This is a genomic window from Microbacterium sp. ANT_H45B, from assembly GCF_008369345.1.
Classification (GTDB): Bacteria; Actinomycetota; Actinomycetes; order Actinomycetales; family Microbacteriaceae; genus Microbacterium.
On sequence record NZ_VOBK01000001.1, the window covers coordinates 1 to 15376 of the forward strand.

The 15376-nt window shown below is 65.7% G+C and carries 15 protein-coding genes; 10 read left to right on the forward strand and 5 right to left on the reverse strand.

The genetic code is table 11. The features are described from left to right. On the reverse strand, positions 1–1681 hold a 1681-nt coding region (locus tag FQ142_RS00005; protein WP_149421714.1), incomplete at its 3' end, for a GEVED domain-containing protein. Between the two features lie 1472 nt (positions 1682–3153). Between FQ142_RS00005 and FQ142_RS00010 the strand changes: the two genes are divergently transcribed. Together FQ142_RS00010 and FQ142_RS00015 are read left to right on the forward strand one after the other, a co-directional pair. Further along, the gene (locus FQ142_RS00010; RefSeq protein WP_149421715.1) at positions 3154–4311 is read left to right on the forward strand and encodes a VanZ family protein; all 1158 of its coding nucleotides are present in this window, start codon (positions 3154–3156) and stop codon (positions 4309–4311) included. A gap of 619 nt (positions 4312–4930) precedes the next feature. Continuing rightward, on the forward strand, positions 4931–5908 hold the full coding sequence (locus tag FQ142_RS00015; RefSeq protein ID WP_188042247.1) for a sensor histidine kinase: 978 nt from the start codon (positions 4931–4933) through the stop codon (positions 5906–5908). 115 nt (positions 5909–6023) lie between these two features. On the opposite strand, the gene FQ142_RS00020 is transcribed toward FQ142_RS00015, so the two are convergent. After that, on the reverse strand, positions 6024–6632 hold the full coding sequence (locus FQ142_RS00020; RefSeq protein WP_149421717.1) for a M15 family metallopeptidase: 609 nt from the start codon (positions 6630–6632) through the stop codon (positions 6024–6026). 103 nt (positions 6633–6735) lie between these two features. On the opposite strand from FQ142_RS00020, the gene FQ142_RS00025 reads away from it, so the two are divergent. After that, positions 6736–7407 carry a response regulator transcription factor gene (locus FQ142_RS00025; RefSeq protein WP_149421718.1) on the forward strand — a complete coding sequence of 224 codons (672 nt, stop codon included), beginning with the start codon at positions 6736–6738 and terminating at the stop codon, positions 7405–7407. Next, positions 7400–8509, forward strand: a complete 1110-nt coding sequence (locus FQ142_RS00030; RefSeq protein WP_149421719.1) for a sensor histidine kinase — start codon at positions 7400–7402, stop codon at positions 8507–8509. The genes FQ142_RS00025 and FQ142_RS00030 overlap by 8 nt, the downstream gene beginning before the upstream one ends. Before the next feature lie 118 nt (positions 8510–8627). Here FQ142_RS00030 and FQ142_RS00035 read toward each other — a convergent pair whose 3' ends face one another. Next, entirely contained in the window at positions 8628–9281 is a 654-nt protein-coding gene (locus FQ142_RS00035) for an FMN-dependent NADH-azoreductase (protein ID WP_149421720.1), read from the reverse strand. 77 nt (positions 9282–9358) lie between these two features. Here FQ142_RS00035 and FQ142_RS00040 point away from each other — a divergent pair, with 77 nt between their 5' ends. Together FQ142_RS00040 and FQ142_RS00045 are read left to right on the forward strand one after the other, a co-directional pair. After that, positions 9359–9697, forward strand: coding sequence for a winged helix-turn-helix transcriptional regulator (locus FQ142_RS00040; protein WP_056413753.1), 339 nt, complete (start codon positions 9359–9361; stop codon positions 9695–9697). Next, on the forward strand, positions 9694–10191 hold the full coding sequence (locus FQ142_RS00045) for a hypothetical protein (protein ID WP_149421721.1): 498 nt from the start codon (positions 9694–9696) through the stop codon (positions 10189–10191). The genes FQ142_RS00040 and FQ142_RS00045 overlap by 4 nt, the downstream gene beginning before the upstream one ends. Positions 10192–10335: 144 nt before the next feature. On the opposite strand, the gene FQ142_RS00050 is transcribed toward FQ142_RS00045, so the two are convergent. Next, on the reverse strand, positions 10336–11853 hold the full coding sequence (locus FQ142_RS00050; protein WP_149421722.1) for an SDR family NAD(P)-dependent oxidoreductase: 1518 nt from the start codon (positions 11851–11853) through the stop codon (positions 10336–10338). 340 nt (positions 11854–12193) lie between these two features. Between FQ142_RS00050 and FQ142_RS00055 the strand changes: the two genes are divergently transcribed. The 4 genes from FQ142_RS00055 (at position 12194) to FQ142_RS00070 (ending at position 14261) form a co-directional block, all read left to right on the forward strand. Continuing rightward, a complete protein-coding gene (locus FQ142_RS00055; RefSeq protein WP_149421723.1) occupies positions 12194–13258 on the forward strand; it encodes a M4 family metallopeptidase in 1065 nt (354 codons plus the stop codon). Further along, the gene (locus tag FQ142_RS00060; RefSeq protein ID WP_149421724.1) at positions 13233–13544 is read left to right on the forward strand and encodes a protealysin inhibitor emfourin; all 312 of its coding nucleotides are present in this window, start codon (positions 13233–13235) and stop codon (positions 13542–13544) included. Before FQ142_RS00055 ends, FQ142_RS00060 begins: the two co-directional genes overlap by 26 nt. Before the next feature lie 70 nt (positions 13545–13614). Beyond that, entirely contained in the window at positions 13615–13953 is a 339-nt protein-coding gene (locus tag FQ142_RS00065) for a hypothetical protein (RefSeq protein WP_149421725.1), read from the forward strand. Positions 13954–14012: 59 nt separating this feature from the next. Continuing rightward, positions 14013–14261, forward strand: coding sequence for a hypothetical protein (locus tag FQ142_RS00070; RefSeq protein WP_149421726.1), 249 nt, complete (start codon positions 14013–14015; stop codon positions 14259–14261). 21 nt (positions 14262–14282) lie between these two features. Here the strand turns inward: FQ142_RS00070 and FQ142_RS00075 are convergent, their stop codons facing one another. Next, positions 14283–15338, reverse strand: coding sequence for a mechanosensitive ion channel family protein (locus FQ142_RS00075; protein ID WP_149421727.1), 1056 nt, complete (start codon positions 15336–15338; stop codon positions 14283–14285). Between the last annotated feature and the right edge of the window lie 38 nt (positions 15339–15376).

A 15376-nucleotide genomic window follows, 5' to 3' on the forward strand; every position in this document is an offset into this window, starting at 1 on the left:
CCGCAGCCGCCTCAGCAGTCGCATCCGCAGCCGCCGACGCCGTCCCCGACGCATCAGCTCTCGCCGCAGCAACCGCCGCAGCATTCGCATTCGAATCCGCAGCCGCAGACGCCGCCGCATTCACATTAGAAACCGGGTTACGTTCGATGACGACCGGGTAGTCCTCAGTCTCGCCGAAGCCATCATGCCCTCCCGTCGGAAGCGGGGCGAGCTCTACTCGGTCATATATACGCAAACGCAGGTAAGTTTCTTCCGTGCCGCTCGCCGCCGCAGAGGGAGATAGTCCCTCCGGGAAGTTCCACGAGAAGTTCACTGACTGTTCGCCGGAAGATGCTGGCACACGCGCGGTCGCGCGCTCGGAGTCCTCGAAAACCCCGTCTCCGTCGAGATCGAGCCACGCGGCGACCGTTACTTCCTGGGCCACTCCAACGTCCACAGTCGGGGCGATCGTAAGAGATGTGGCACTCTCATTCACTACCGGCTCAGTTCCGAGCGCGTCATCAGTGTCGCCGCGCCCGTTGTACTCACCTGACTCAGACCCGCCCGGCAGCAGCGGACGACGCGCGTCTGCCTCAGCTGTGATCCCTGTTCCCAGCGCCACAGCGCTGGGATCCACGAACGAATAGGGGCCGCCATCTTCGAGTGTGGTGCCGTAGGACCTCGGTGCATCACCGAAGTCGTACGAGACCACATAGCCCGCAGCATCTGTAATCGGCGCGCTGATGACCGAGATGAGTTCACCCGACACAGTCCGCGAGCGCTGCAAGGCCTGCAGGTCGTCTCTTTCCGAGACGCCGTCAGCGCGCGGGATCATATCACCCAGGCTGTACTTGTAAACCTCTGAACGACTCGAGCGCCAGTCGCGAGACGAGACGATATAGAGGTTTCCATCGATGTCGAAGAACATGCCCTTGTTGTAGTCATCATTACGGATGACCTGGTTGGTTGACAGTTGCCACCAATCGCCATCTTCCGAAGATGTGCCCTGCAGGTACACGTACCCGTTATCGACGTAGTACGTGCGCCCATCTCGGGGGTTGACCGCCCAGTCCCACTGGCCTCCTGCTCCAACACCATTCGGCGTTTCCGAAATGGAAGTGCCGGAGATAACCCCGTAGTTGTCAGCGCCGGTGGCGGGATTGACATCGATCCGCGACATGTCGATCGAGTACGCGCCGGTCCGACTCGAGGTTGATCCCACCACGTACTGTTGCGTCTCGACATTGTAGGATCCGAGGACGAAGTAGTTGTTACCCAAATAGGTTTCGTCCCATATGTCGGCAAGATTTGCCCTTTTGAACACCTCGCCCGTATTCGGATCGATGATCAGCAACGTATACTTGCCAGCGCTGCTGGACTCGAAGGCGTAAAGCACCTTTCGCTCCGGGTCGTACGCCAGAGCATCGTATCCGTTTGCATACACGTCCCCGACGGACTCCCGCAATCCAGTCAGTGGATTGATCCGATAAAGCTGGGTGTTGGTGTACTGACTCGAGGGGTCGACCGGCCCCGATCCGAAGAAGTACTCTTTCGCATCGAGTTGCGTCGCTCGGTCACCCGGCGGCAGATCCCACACGGCGGCAGATGCAGGCGGCACAACACCGAGCCCAAGAATAGGGACCGCAATCGCCACGCCAATCGCCTGCTTGAAATACTTCCCGCGTTTCGAAAAACTCATCATCGTTACTTTCTTGTTTAGTTCCCGTGGGCACAACCGCGCCTGACGCACCAGCCCAGGGCGGTCGTCATTGAGGAAGCGGGCATGCTCCAAAACGCCGCCACGCCGGTTTCACCGAGTCTTGGACGACGCCAAACAATCTCCCCAGACTGTTCGAGAAGTAAAAACGTATCGCGCCTCCAGCGCCCATAGTGGCCCCCGTGACGGAGCGAAAGTTGCTGCCTAGGGCGGGGGACCCAGAGGTGTAGTCACATTGGCCGGCCGGCCGGCCGCTCAAGACAGCGCGCGACAGCACGGCCTATATCGCGGTCCCGACGGGCCCTCCCGTGCTGCTGAGCCGTCGCGGCCTGGCGGCCTGACCGCGACCCACCGGGACCAATCGATTTATGATCTCATCCGGCGTAGTCCGGGTCGCGCAGTAATTCAGCTTCGGCGTCATTGTCCGCACGCCACGAAGATGGACGGCGCGAGTAGTCAGTGGGGAGATCTACCCGCGCCGTCCAGACGAACCGCCGTGAGGCGACTCGCGGGCCCGCTCGAAGGGGAAACGGCGGGCTCTGGGATGAGAACTCAACTCCAAGGTTGATCTCGTTTGTGTAATTTACACTTGCTTGCAGCAATGGCGGCTATCCCACTGCCGCCCGTACGACCAGAGGAACTCGGAGTCGTAGTCAGAGCACTAGCGATGGATTTGCATAAATGCGCGTCCGCGTACCCCTGCCTCTCACCCAAAGGCTGTTTCGAGAGAGTGGCGATGATTCACTATCTCCTCCGACGTAGACCCCATCTGGAGCGACAGCCCCTTGCGCTGGACTGGCGGGTCCAGACGAAGAATGACGGGTGACTGCGCGATGACACGAGCCGTCCACCTATGCACCGCCAATCTCCCGTATATCAACGCTCGGAGAATCTCGGCGTGTTTGCCGAGCACACGAGGTGCCCCCCGATTCCAGCACTCGATCTCGCGATGACCGTCGTACCGTCCAAAATCACGGAGCACTCGAGAGGCACTGGGGCCGCTTCAACCTCGACACGTGCCTCCATGCCCGCTCCGACTACAGTGGCCATCGTCCAAATCTGGCCCGAGAGCATCGCACGATCCGACTCAGTTCGCGGTGCGTGCTGCATCACGCTTTGCCTGAAAGTGCTGTGCCAGTACTGGAAAGAGATGGAACGAACACCAATTAGATTGACCGCCGAAGTCTCGACGCGGTATTGAACCTTCCAGCGATCAGAAAAAGTCTCGCGCATCACGCCACAGCCCGCGATCGAGAAGAGTACTGCGGCGAGCCCAATAACAGATGCCGCCAACCGCAGCATCAGGCGTCGCCTCGTGACGGCCCTCAATATACCAACTCCTTACGTAATTTTCACCCTGCTTTAGGATGATTCACCAGTTACCCCGTACTAGACACTCGGATATGACCATCGTTGCTGAGCGGACTGTCCAGAAGTGATGTTCTATCATCGATTCCATGAGCGTGTGGGCATGGCAGGGATGGGTGGGAATCTTCGGTGGTGCGTTGGTCTTTATTGCCACATTAGTGCCAATCTTGCTCCTGCAGATAAGGCAGTTCGGACGCGTATCTTTGCGGCGGGTGCTCGGGGCGGCAGCCGTCAGTGTCTATGCGGTTGCCCTTGCGGCCTACACACTGCTCCCTCTTCCTGCCCAACAGAGAGTTTGCTCACCAGGCGGGACCCCAATAGAGCTCACCCCGGGCCATTCGCTCAGCGACATTGCTCGAGAGACTTCCGGGCTGACGTTTATCGAGGCGCTTACGAGCTTTGCAGTGTTGCAAGTTGTGATGAACGTCATTCTGTTTGTGCCACTTGGTGCGATCGCCAGACGTTACTGGAATAGAGGGATTGTTACATCGATCATTATCGGCGCTCTCCTGTCTGTGCTGATCGAGGCCACGCAGTACACAGCAGTCTGGGGGATCTACAACTGCGCCTATCGGCTGGCGGACGTCGACGATGTGATTGCAAACACTGCCGGAGCCGCCATCGGCGCCCTGATTGCGCCCCTGCTACTATTCTGGATGCCAAGCGCGGGAACTCTGCGGGCTCGAAGAGATGCACCCCGTCCAGTCACTTCAGTACGGCGCTGGTTGGGAATGCTACTCGACGCCGTACTCGTGCAAATCTGCCTCGGTGTCATCAGCCTAGTTATCGCCGCCCTCGGCAAGATCACCGGGGACGCCATCGCTGACGGATGGGCAGCTATGGCGAGAGGCCTCATCACTCTCGCACTTGTCGTGCTCTTGCCAGCCTCTATCGGATCGGGCGCGTCTGTCGGTCAGCGCTTCCTCTGGCTGGAGCCGAGTTGGCCGAATCATAAGGCCAGCACGCTGAGGCGATGGACTCGCGCTTCCGTGATAGGGATCCCATACGTTCTCTTTGAATCACTACGAACACTTCCCGACGGCGCTCTGCAGTCAATTTCCTTCGCCTGGGGCATCATCTCACTGATCACGTTCTTCACGGTTCTTGCTGCGGTGATATCAGTTCCCCTCACCAGCGAGCGCCGCGGCCTCTCCTACCTCATTTCTCACGCGAACATCGTGGATGCTCGCTCCACATCCGGAGCGTCGAGTACCCGACGGGCCGCCTCGCCGCCCCGTGTCGATTAGCCGCAGGGACAGATGGGCCAGCGACACTCGCATCGCGCCGGGGCCACCGATCGCAGTGCACTCGTCATCCACGAGCACGGCCTTTGGCCGTGTCTGCCTGCACCGCGTGCCTTGTCCAAAGCGACGTCGGGGTCTAGCCTGCTGTTGGCGCCCGTGAAACACAGGTATTGCAAAGTCCTGCAAGATTCATATTGTTGTACATATCGCGAGAGCACTCGCCTTGCATTCCCCACGTCGCGACTACAGCGAGGTTGCGGGGCGTTGTTGAGAACATGCTGCCGGAGGGGGCACAATGTTTCGGTCGTTGCGGCTGTTGACTGACAGGTGGTATAAAGCTGATTGGAACAGTCACCGATCTGTCTCTTACGGCAGTCTCCAGTTACGACATAGAGCGGCACTTTTTCTGCTTTTCCTGGGTGCGTGGACTCTAGGACTCACAATCTCACTGAGATGGATGGCGACGTTACCTTCACCCTTGGCTTGGGGAACCCTCGCGGGCGCGCTTTTAATCACATTTTCAATTGCCACACTCGGGTTATCAAAACCCTTCTCCAGGGTCGATGGCGCGAATCGCGCTACCCTATGCCTCTGCCTCGTCGTCATATCCATACTGACGGTGGTGGTCAGCTACTCCTTCGTCTTGGTATTTTTTCCTGTGATGCTGATAATGCTCATCGAGCTACCCCGCCGATCGGCTCTCATCGTAAGCGGTTTTCTCATTGCCCTAGGCACAATACTGTATTGGCCGTATTGGGCATGGGCGCCCCCTTTGTTGCCGGTCGTGACTGCGCTGATTGTCGTTCTCACGATTCTGTTGGCAGACGCCACTATCACAACTACTCGAAGATCGAGGGATCGCTTGATGCGCGTGCTCCAGGATCTTCGAGTAGCAAATCAACGAGTCACGGATTCGGAGGCACAGGCTGCCGTTGCCTTGGAGCGCATCAGAATCGCCGCCGACATACACGATTCAATTGCTCAGCAATCCCTTGCTTTGTTAATGCTCCACAAACGTTATCGTGAGACCGGCTCTCCGGATGAGCAGCTTCTAAGAACCCTGATCACCGAATCGGAGTTGCTGACCACACAGACATTGCAGGATGCACGTCGTCTGGTCCGCGAGCTTGGGACGGCGGGTCCACCACGAACAACTATTTCCGACATGACGTCTGAAATGCACGAAACATGCACACTGTTCGAGAGGCGTGCAGAGCTACTCGGGATACCTCTGACTTGGACTGTGTCTGTCTGCGCCGAAGCGGGCGAGCTAGACTCCGAGGAATCTTCCGTGCTGCTTCGAGGTCTGCATGTTCTCCTCTCGAATGTCATGTACCACGCCGAGGCAACGAGTGTTTCGGTGATGTTCACTCTCGTTCACGGCCAGCCGACTCTCGTTGTTCAAGACGACGGTGTCGGCATTCGAAGTGATTCGAGTCTGGCACCCACGCGTATCGAATCGACAGGGTCGGGCCTACAACTGTTGCGGGCCCGACTTCGCACGGTGGGCGCGGATCTAGCCGTCAACTCTGAAGTCGGAGCTGGCACGACAGCGACTATTCATCTTCAGTCGCGTGTCCTGGACGAGCCGGCCAGTTGATTCTGGAGAGCGAGCGTGCCAGCGATACGAACACGCGGTCCCTATCGCGAGGGATGGACGACGGCCACTCGAAACTGTGAGTATCCATGCCCGGTCGGTGGTGCCGGCGACGCGGTCAGCCCTGGGTCCTCGGGTCGGCGGTGGGGTCGTCGTACATCAGCGGGCAGCCGTTGGCGACGGCGGCGGGGCGCAGCTCGAAGTGCCAGCGCTCGTTCGCGTAGATCTGGCAGAGGCCGAACTCGGCGCCTCGCCGCGCCAGCCAGTCCTGCGCAGGGAGTGGTCCTAGATCGACGGCGTCTCCCGACACGTGCTCGGAGTTCTCGGGCGGCGCCACCCACCGAGCCGCTTCCTCCTCGGAGCCGTACTCGACCACCGCGTCCTGTCGAAGCACCTGCTGATAGGCCGCCGAGCGCCAGCCGCTGTTGACCTGCATCCGCACCCCGTCGAGCTCGGCGGCACTCGCGGCTGTGCGCACCGCGGCGAGAAGGGCCGGGTCGAGGTTCGTCACGGCAGGCACCTCGTCGAACACCGACACCGCGTCCTCCTCGCGGATGACACCGTCGGCGTCGGTGAGCGAGTCGGCCGAGAGCTGCGGCGCGGCGGATGCCGAGTCCAGCGACTGCTGACCGATGAGGAAGACCGCGCCGACGAGGGCTGCGGCGACCAGTGCGACGCCGAGCAGCGCCGTGAGACGATGACGACCGAGGGTGGAGCGTGTGTTCATGCGACTCAGTCAATGAGCGCGGCTGTTGCGACACCGTATGCCGTTTTGCATACGCTCGCGATATCTCCGGATGCGTAAGCTCTGAGCACATGGGAGTCCTGCCGTGCGCGTGCTGATCGTCGAGGACGAGCCGTACCTCGCGGAGGCCGTGCGAGACGGGCTGCGCCTCGAGGCGATCGCCGCCGACATCGCCGGCGACGGCGACACGGCCCTCGAACTGCTCAACGTCAACTCCTACGACCTCGCGGTGCTCGACCGCGACATCCCCGGTCTCTCAGGAGACGACGTCGCCCGCTCGATCGTGGCGTCGGGCAGCGGCATCCCGATCCTCATGCTCACCGCGGCCGATCGCCTCGACGACAAGGCCACCGGGTTCGAGATCGGGGCCGACGACTATCTGACCAAGCCCTTCGAGTTGCGCGAGCTCGTGCTGCGGCTGCGCGCCCTCGACCGCCGTCGCCACCGGGCGCGACCGCCCGTGCTCGAGGTCGCCGGGCTGCGGCTCGACCCCTTCCGTCGCGAGGTCTTCCGCGACGGAAGGTACGTCGCCCTCACCCGCAAGCAGTTCGCCGTGCTCGAAGTGCTCGTCGATGCGGGCGGCGGCGTGGTCAGCGCCGAGCAGCTGCTCGAGCGCGCCTGGGACGAGAATGCCGACCCCTTCACCAACGCCGTGCGCATCACCGTCTCGTCGCTGCGCAAGCGTCTCGGCGAGCCCTGGCTGATCCTCACGGTGCCGGGCGTCGGCTACCGCATCGGGGCGGATGCCGATGGCTGACCGGATCCGCACGCCCAGGCGCCGCGGCCTCAGCGCGCGCTGGAAGCTCACCCTGAGCTACGCGGCCGTCGTCGTGGTGTCCGCGGTAGGACTGCTCGCGGCGGTCGCCGCCTATCTGCTGCGCTACGTGCCGGAAGTGGTGAGGACCGAGTCGTTCGTGCCCAACCGCTCCGATCTGATCCGCGCGTTCGTCCCGGCGGCGATCATCATGCTGCTCGTGCTGCTCGCCATCGGCCTGCTCGGGGGCTGGCTAATCGCGGGGCGGATGCTGGCACCCCTCGACCGCATCGGACGCGCGGCGCAGCTCGCCGCGCAGGGATCGCTCTCGCACCGCGTCGCGCTCGAGGGACGGCGGGACGAGTTCCGCGATCTCGCCGATGTCTTCGACTCGATGCTGGAGCAGCTCGAGGCCCACGTCGCCGAGCAGCAGCGGTTCGCGGCCAACGCCTCGCACGAGCTGCGCACGCCGCTCGCGATCTCGCAGACGATGCTCGAGGTCGCGCGCAACGACCCCGAGCGCGATGTCGATGCGCTGATCGACCGCCTGCACGAGGTCAACACGAGGGCGATCGAGTTGACCGAGGCCCTGCTGATGCTCAGCCGCGCCGAGCGGCGCATGTTCACCCGCGAGCCCCTGGAGCTGTCACTGCTCGCGGAGGAGTCCGCCGAGACGCTGCTCCCCCTCGCCGAACGGCGCGGGGTGACGATCGATACGGGCGGCGACACGGCGAACGTCCTCGGGTCGCCGGCCCTCCTGCAGCAGCTGATCACCAACCTCGTGCACAACGCGATCGTGCACAATCTGACCGCCGACGGCACCGTGACCGTGCGCACGCACGTGCTGCCGGAGGCCGTCGCGCTGGTGGTCGAGAACACCGGGCAGGTGCTTCCCGCCCATCGGGTCGCGATCCTGGCGGAGCCCTTTCAGCGGGGCTCCGAGCGCACCCGCGACGACGATCACGGAGGCGTCGGGCTCGGGCTGGCCATCGTGCACCGCATCGCGCAGGCGCACGACGGATCGCTCGTGCTCACGGCCCGCAGCGGCGGCGGGTTGAACGCGACGGTGTGGCTGCCGCATCCGTTCCCCGGTTCGCTCGCCTGATCCCGGCGGCCGAGAAGACGCCCGGCGGCCCGCACCGGATGGCTGACGTCCGCACGCCTGGCTGCCCGTTGACGCCTGCGGGGTCAGCCATCCGGGCGTCGGTCCGCCATCCGGCCGGTCAGGCGACCCGGTCCCGCAGAGCGGCGAGTTCGCGACCGTAGACGCGGGCCGATTCCTCGGCGTTCTCCTTGAGCTCCCGGGCGGTGTCGGCGAAGGCGTCGAGCGCCGGGTTGACGCCGACGAGGGTGAACGGACGCTCGACGACGCGCAGGTCGAGGCCCCAGACGTCTTCGAGCACGCGGCGGAGCCACCCGGTGGAGTGGTCCCAGCCCTCCTTGGGTGTTCCGGGCGCGTAGTTGCCGCCGAGAACCGTGACGAGGGTCGCCGGCTTGCCGCGGAGAGCCGTGCCCTGCGGATCGATGCGCGGGTCGGTGTAGGCCAGGTCGAACCAGGTCTTGAAGTGCTGCGACACGCCGTAGTTGTAGAGCGGCACGGCGAACAGCAGCGCATCGGCGCCGATCAGCTCGTCGGCGAAGGTGGTGGCGAGGGCACGGGCCTCGTTCTGAGCGGGAGTGCGCTGGGCCTCGTCGACGAAGCCTCCGGTCACGGCATCCGCCCAGGCCGTCGCCGGCACCGGGTCTGCGGCCAGGTCGCGGCGCGTGACCGTGGAGTCCGGGTGCGATGCGGTCCACTCGGCTTCGACGAGGTCGGCGAGCGAACGGCTGGCGGACGACGCGGGAAGGATGCTGGCATCCAGGCGGAACAGGGACATGAGACTGCCTTTCGTTTGCGTAGTCACTCTGTTTTTCTTAGCAACTTGCGTTAACCTAGCACAGGTAGGATGGTCACATGGCCGAGATCGACGAAGAGCGTCACGTGTGCGACGCCGCCGTCACCCTGGCCTTCAGCGTGCTCGGCAAACGCTGGAACGGCATGATCGTCTCCTCGCTCGGCGGCGGCCCGTCGACCTTCGTCTCACTGCGTCGCGGAGTCGCCGGCATCAGCGACACCGTGCTCTCCGACCGCCTCGCGGAGCTCGCCGATGCCGGCCTCGTCTCCCGCGCCGTCGACCCCGGACCGCCCGTCGCGGTCTCGTACGCCCTCACCGACAGCGGGCGCGGACTGCTGCCGATCCTCGATCAGCTCGGCACCTGGGCGTCGGAGAACCTCGAGATCCGCGAGCGATGACCGCCCCTCAGGCACGACGACCGCGCCGCGCCTGGTGGATCCTGCCGGTGGCCGGCGTGCTGGTCCTCCTCGGCGCTGCCGCGCTCGCGTTCAGCCCCGGTCTGCGCCTCGCGCCGCCCGTCGCCTTCGGTGAGGAGCTCACGGTCGATCTCAGCGAGGGCGATCATGCGATCTACGTGACCCCGTCGGACCGGTGGAGCGACATCGAGTGCACCGGCACATTCCCCGGCGGCGGCGAACTGATGCTGAGGCCGGACATGCTGCAGCAGGCGATCGCGGTCCCCGAGGCCTGGGATGCGCAGGGCAGCTTCTCGCTGGGCGTCGCCTCTCCCGGCACGATCACGTGCGACGGCCCCGTGGCCGACGGGCGGTTCACCGTCGGACCGGTGGTGTCGTTCTTCACGGTCGTCGGCGCGGTGCTGCTGGCCATCCCCGGCATCCTCCTGGTGATCGCCGGCGCAGTCGTGAGAGTCGTGCAGGCTCGGCGCCCGTAGGTCGCACCCCGCGCCTTCACATGGCTGGCCGATTCCCGCCCGGCTGACCGATGCGCCCCGTTCAGTCGGCCATCCGGGGAACCGTCAGCCAGACGGCCGCGCTCAGACGGCCGCGCTCACGCCGCCACCCTCACGCCGCCGCGCTCACCAGGGGCTGGGCTCGTAGTCCTTCAGGAAGACGCCGTGGATGTCGTCGCCCGCCTCGCCGCGCACGATCGGGTCGTACACGCGAGCCGCTCCGTCGACGAGGTCGAGCGGGGCGTGGAAGCCCTCCTCGGCGAGGCGCACCTTCGTGTAGTGCGGCCGCTCATCGGTGATCCAGCCGGTGTCGACGGCGGTCATCAGGATGCCGTCGGTCTCGAGCATCTCGCCGGCGCTCGTGCGCGTGAGCATGTTCAGGGCGGCCTTGGCCATGTTCGTGTGCGGATGCCCCGGGCCCTTGTACCGGCGCGAGAACTGGCCCTCCATGGCCGAGACGTTCACCACGTATTTGCGATGCGCCGACGACGCGGCCATCGATGCCCGCAGCCGGCTGATGAGCAGGAACGGCGCCGTCGTGTTCGCGAGCTGCACCTCGAGCATCTCGAGGGGATCGACCTGATCGATCGACTGCACCCAGCTGTTCGTGCGGTTGACGTCGGGCACGAGCCCGCCGGCGTCGATCGCGGTGCCGTCGGCGTGCTTCTCGAGCGACGACGACCCCGGGGCCATCGCGAGCCGGGCGAGGTCTTCGGCGGTCAGCGCCTGGCCGCCCTGCTCGGCGACGGTTCCGCCGAGGGCTGCGACCGACAGCAGCGGATGCGAGTCGACCGAGGCCTGCAGCGCCTGCGGGTGCGGGTCGACGGTGTGACCGAAGGTCTCCATCTCGGGCAGCGGTCCGTCGGGAAGCGGCTGCAGCTCGGCATCCGCCAGCAGTGAGTACGAGCCGGGCGAGCGGCGCACGGTCTGCGCGGCGTTGTTGATCAGGATGTCGAGGGGCCCCTGCGCGGCGACGGAGTCGGCGAGCCCGATGACCTGGGCGGGGTCGCGCAGGTCGATGCCGACCACGCGCAGCCGGTGCAGCCAGTCGGCCGAGTCAGGCAGAGCCGAGAACCGCCGCACGGCGTCGCGCGGGAAGCGCGTGGTGATCGTCGTATGCGCGCCGTCGCGCAGCAGCCGCAGCGCGATGTGCATGCCGATCTTGGCGCGGCCTCCGGTGAGCAGTGCCCGCTTGCCGGTGAGGTCGGTGCGCGCGTTGCGCTTGCCGTGGCTGAAGCGCGCGCAGTCGGGGCAGAGCTGGTGGTAGAACGCGTCGACCACCGTGTACGGCTGCTTGCAGATGTAGCAGTTGCGGGGCTTGAGCAGCTCGCCCGCGATCGGGGCGTCGACGACGCTGGTCGCCAGGTCATGGCCGCGGGTCTCGTCGTCGATGCGGTCGGGTGCACCGGTGGCGGTGCGGGCGACGACGGCCTTGTCGGCCTCGGCGATCGCATCGCGGATCTCCTTGCGGCGTACGCGCTTGACGGCCTTGAACATCGCGGCGGTCGCGTGGCGCACGGCGACGAAGTCCGGATGCTCGTCGTCGATCGCGTGAAGCTCCGAGAGAACCCGCAGCGTGGTGGCGAGGTCTTCAGGGTCGATGCCGGCACCCAGGTCGGAGGTGGCATCGGGTGCGTCGGTCATTGTGCTGATTTTACGCGAGATCCCGGGGTGCGTTCCTGGGAGCCCGGGGCGGCTCGGCCGGTCGCCGTTCAGGACTCAGCATGGATGCGCAGGCTCGTCGGCCAACACTGCGGAACGGCGGGGTCGACGAGCCCGGACCTGCCCGGTCGTGCTGAGTCCTGAACGGGGCGCTGCCGGGACTGTGCGGCCGTGGCGTGCGGTGAACGGCGCCTGCGGCGGCCGGATGCCGGGAATGCGGCCGCCGCAGGCGCATTCGACCTGCCGGCGCACGCGCGAGTCGACTTCGCGGAAGGCCCGGGATGCCCGCGCGAACGTCGGTTCCCCGGCGTAGGGTCTGACCATGAGCAGCCACATCGCATGCCCCGGAGTCGTCCCGTCCTACCTGCTCGCGCGTCTGGCCGAGTCGGGCCGCTACCCGCGAGCGGCCGCCGCCGCCCGTCAGACCCTGACCGCGGGCAGACCCCCGTTCCGCGCCCGCATCGATCTGTCGATCGACGAGAACGGCGACCTGGTCGCCGAGCTCTCCGACGCCCCGAACCGCACGATCAGCGATGCGGGCAACACGCAGACGCTCCCCGGCGCGATCGTGCGCGGCGAAGACGACGAACCGGTCGCCGATGCCTCCGTCAACGAGGCGTTCGACGGGCTCGGGGCCACGTTCGAGATGCTGCTCTCGGCCTTCGGCCGCAACTCCCTGAACGACGCCGGAGCTCCGCTCGACGCCACCGTGCATTACGGCGTCGACTACGACAACGCCTTCTGGGACGGCGAGCGCATGGTCTTCGGCGACGGTGACGGCGAGGTGTTCGTGGGTTTCACGGCCTCGACCACGGTCATCGGGCACGAGCTCGCGCACGGCGTCGTGCAGTACACCGCGAACCTCGAGTACCAGGGCCAGCCCGGCGCGCTGAACGAGTCGATCGCCGACGTCTTCGGCGCTCTCACCGAGCAGTTCCTTCTCGAGCAGAGCGCGGCGGAGGCCACGTGGCTCATCGGCGCAGAGATCTTCACCGATGCGGTCGAGGGCAGCGCTCTGCGCTCGATGATCCAGCCGGGCACCGCCTACGACGACGACGAGCTCGGCAAGGATCCGCAGCCGGATCACATGAGCGGGTTCGTGCGCACGACCGAAGACAACGGAGGGGTGCACATCAACTCCGGCATCCCGAATCGCGCCTTCGCCCTGTTCGCGATCGACCTCGGCGGCAATGCCTGGGAGACGGCGGGAACCGTCTGGTACCGAGCGCTCACCGGCGGTCTCTCGAGCACCGCGAACTTCGCGGAGTTCGCCGATGCGACGGTGGCCGCGGCATCCGCCATCGACGACGCCACCGGCACAGCCGCTCGACGCGCGTGGACGACCGTGGGAGTCTATGCAGATGAGCGAGTCCCCTCCACCGACTGATGCGCAGGTCGTGGTCGCGGTCGTACGCACGGGTGGCATCGCCGGCATCCGGCGGCAGTGGCGGGTCCAACCCGATCCTCCCGACACCCACGACTGGATCGCGATGATCGAGAGCTGTCCGTGGGATGCCGACGACGATGCCGCGTCGGGAGCAGACCGCTTCGTCTGGCTGATCCGCGCGCGCACGCCCGCAGACGAGCACGAGCGCGAGCGCGAGCTGTCCGACTCGCAGCTCGACGGCCCCTGGCGAGCGCTCGTCGATGCCGTGCGCGCGGCATCCGACTGAGCCCTCGGCGCGCGTCGACAGCGGCGACCCGCCGCGACGACGCTTCATGGAACGACACGAAAGGGACCCCATGCCGACGACCGAAGAGGCCACACGTCTGCTGCAGCTCTCACGCGACGCGTTCGACCGGGGCGATGCGCTGCTGCACCTGCAGACCGAGGTCAGCCGCCTCACCGGCCAGCCGTCGTCGTGGGGCTCCGCCGAGAACGACTTCGTGAGCGACGAGCACGTCGGCTACTTCCTCGGCGAAGTGGAACGCATCGGCTGGCGTCTCGAGCACACCGCCTACACCTTCGTGGAGTCGGGCGCGACGACCTCGGCGCGCATGCTGAGCACCGGCACGGGTGTCGTCAATCACGGCCACGTCGCGGGGTACTTCACCTTCCGCCGCATCACCCCGTCCGCCTGAACCGAGCAATCCGATGTGAATCGCCGCATCGCACCGCGGCACGGGTCAGAATGGGGCACATGGGACTTTTCCAGCAACGACCCGAAGAGCAGGAGAACGAGTGGGCTCTGCCCTCGGAGCCCCTCGAACGTCCGGAATCCGAGGTGCTGGACGCCGCTCCGACCGTCGATCCCCTGTCGATCGGTCTGGGCCTGGGACCCGGCGCCTCCGTGAGCTCCGTCGCCTTCCCCGTGGCACCGCCCGCAGCGGAGGCCTCATCGATCGAGAACCGCGAGCCGGAGCCCGAACCCGACTCCGACGAGGACTGACTCCGCGGCCCGCGCGTCGAGTCAGTCGGCGTCGCCCGCAGCGCCCATGTCGACGCGCGTGCGAGGCAGCGCCTCGGGATGCTCGCGCTGCAGCCAGCCGATCATCTTCTCCCGCACCTCGCAGCGCAGTGACCACTGGTCACCCGAGTCCTTGGCCGACATCACCAGACGCACGGTGACGACACCGCCCTGCGCGTCGGTCACCACCGCGTCGAGCGAACGGCCGTCCCAGGCCGACGACGCCTCGACGATGCGCGCGAACTCGGCACGCAGTTCATCCATGGGCACCCGCCAGTCGAGATCCAGGTACACGGTGCCCAGGATCTTGTCGGATCTCCGCGTCCAGGTCTCGATCGGCGTCGTCGTGAAGTAGCTGCACGGCACGACGAGCCGCCGCTCATCCCAGATGTAGACGACGACGTACGAGAGGTTGATCTCGCCGATCCGTCCCCACTCCCCCTGGATGACCACGACGTCGCCGACCTTGATGGCATCGGTGAAGGCGACCTGCACGCCGGCGATCAGGTTGCCGAGGATCGACTGCGCGGCAAGGCCCGCGATGATGCTGACGATCCCGGCGGACGCGAGCAGGCTCGTGCCGACCGCGCGCATCTCGGGGAATGTGAACAGCACCGCGCCCAGTGCGAGAACGGCGATCGTGACGAGCACGAGGCGATGGATGACGAGCAGCTGCGTGCGCCGACGACGCGCCTCGGGTCCGACGAGCGCGCTCTCCTCGCGGTCGATGAGCCTCTCGAAGCCGAACGAGGCCGAGGCGGCGACGAGCCAGGACCCGGTGAGGATCGTGGCGATCAGGAAGAGCCTCGAGACGGCCGGCCACCAGTCCTGCGCTGCGGGCTCGGTGACGGACAGGGCGATCCAGACCGCCGACACCGCCGCCGTCACGATCATCGCGTTGCGGATCCGTCGGGCGAGATCACGCACCCACGGCACGCGACGACCGATCAGGCCGGCGACCAGCGCCAGCACCACGAGCGCGGCCGCGGCGACGACGATCGCGACGCCGAGGGCCGCCGTCGTGCCGATCCAGGATTCCCAGGTGAAGTCGGAAGGCATCCGACCACACTATGCCGCGGCCCCGCAGCCCACGAAAA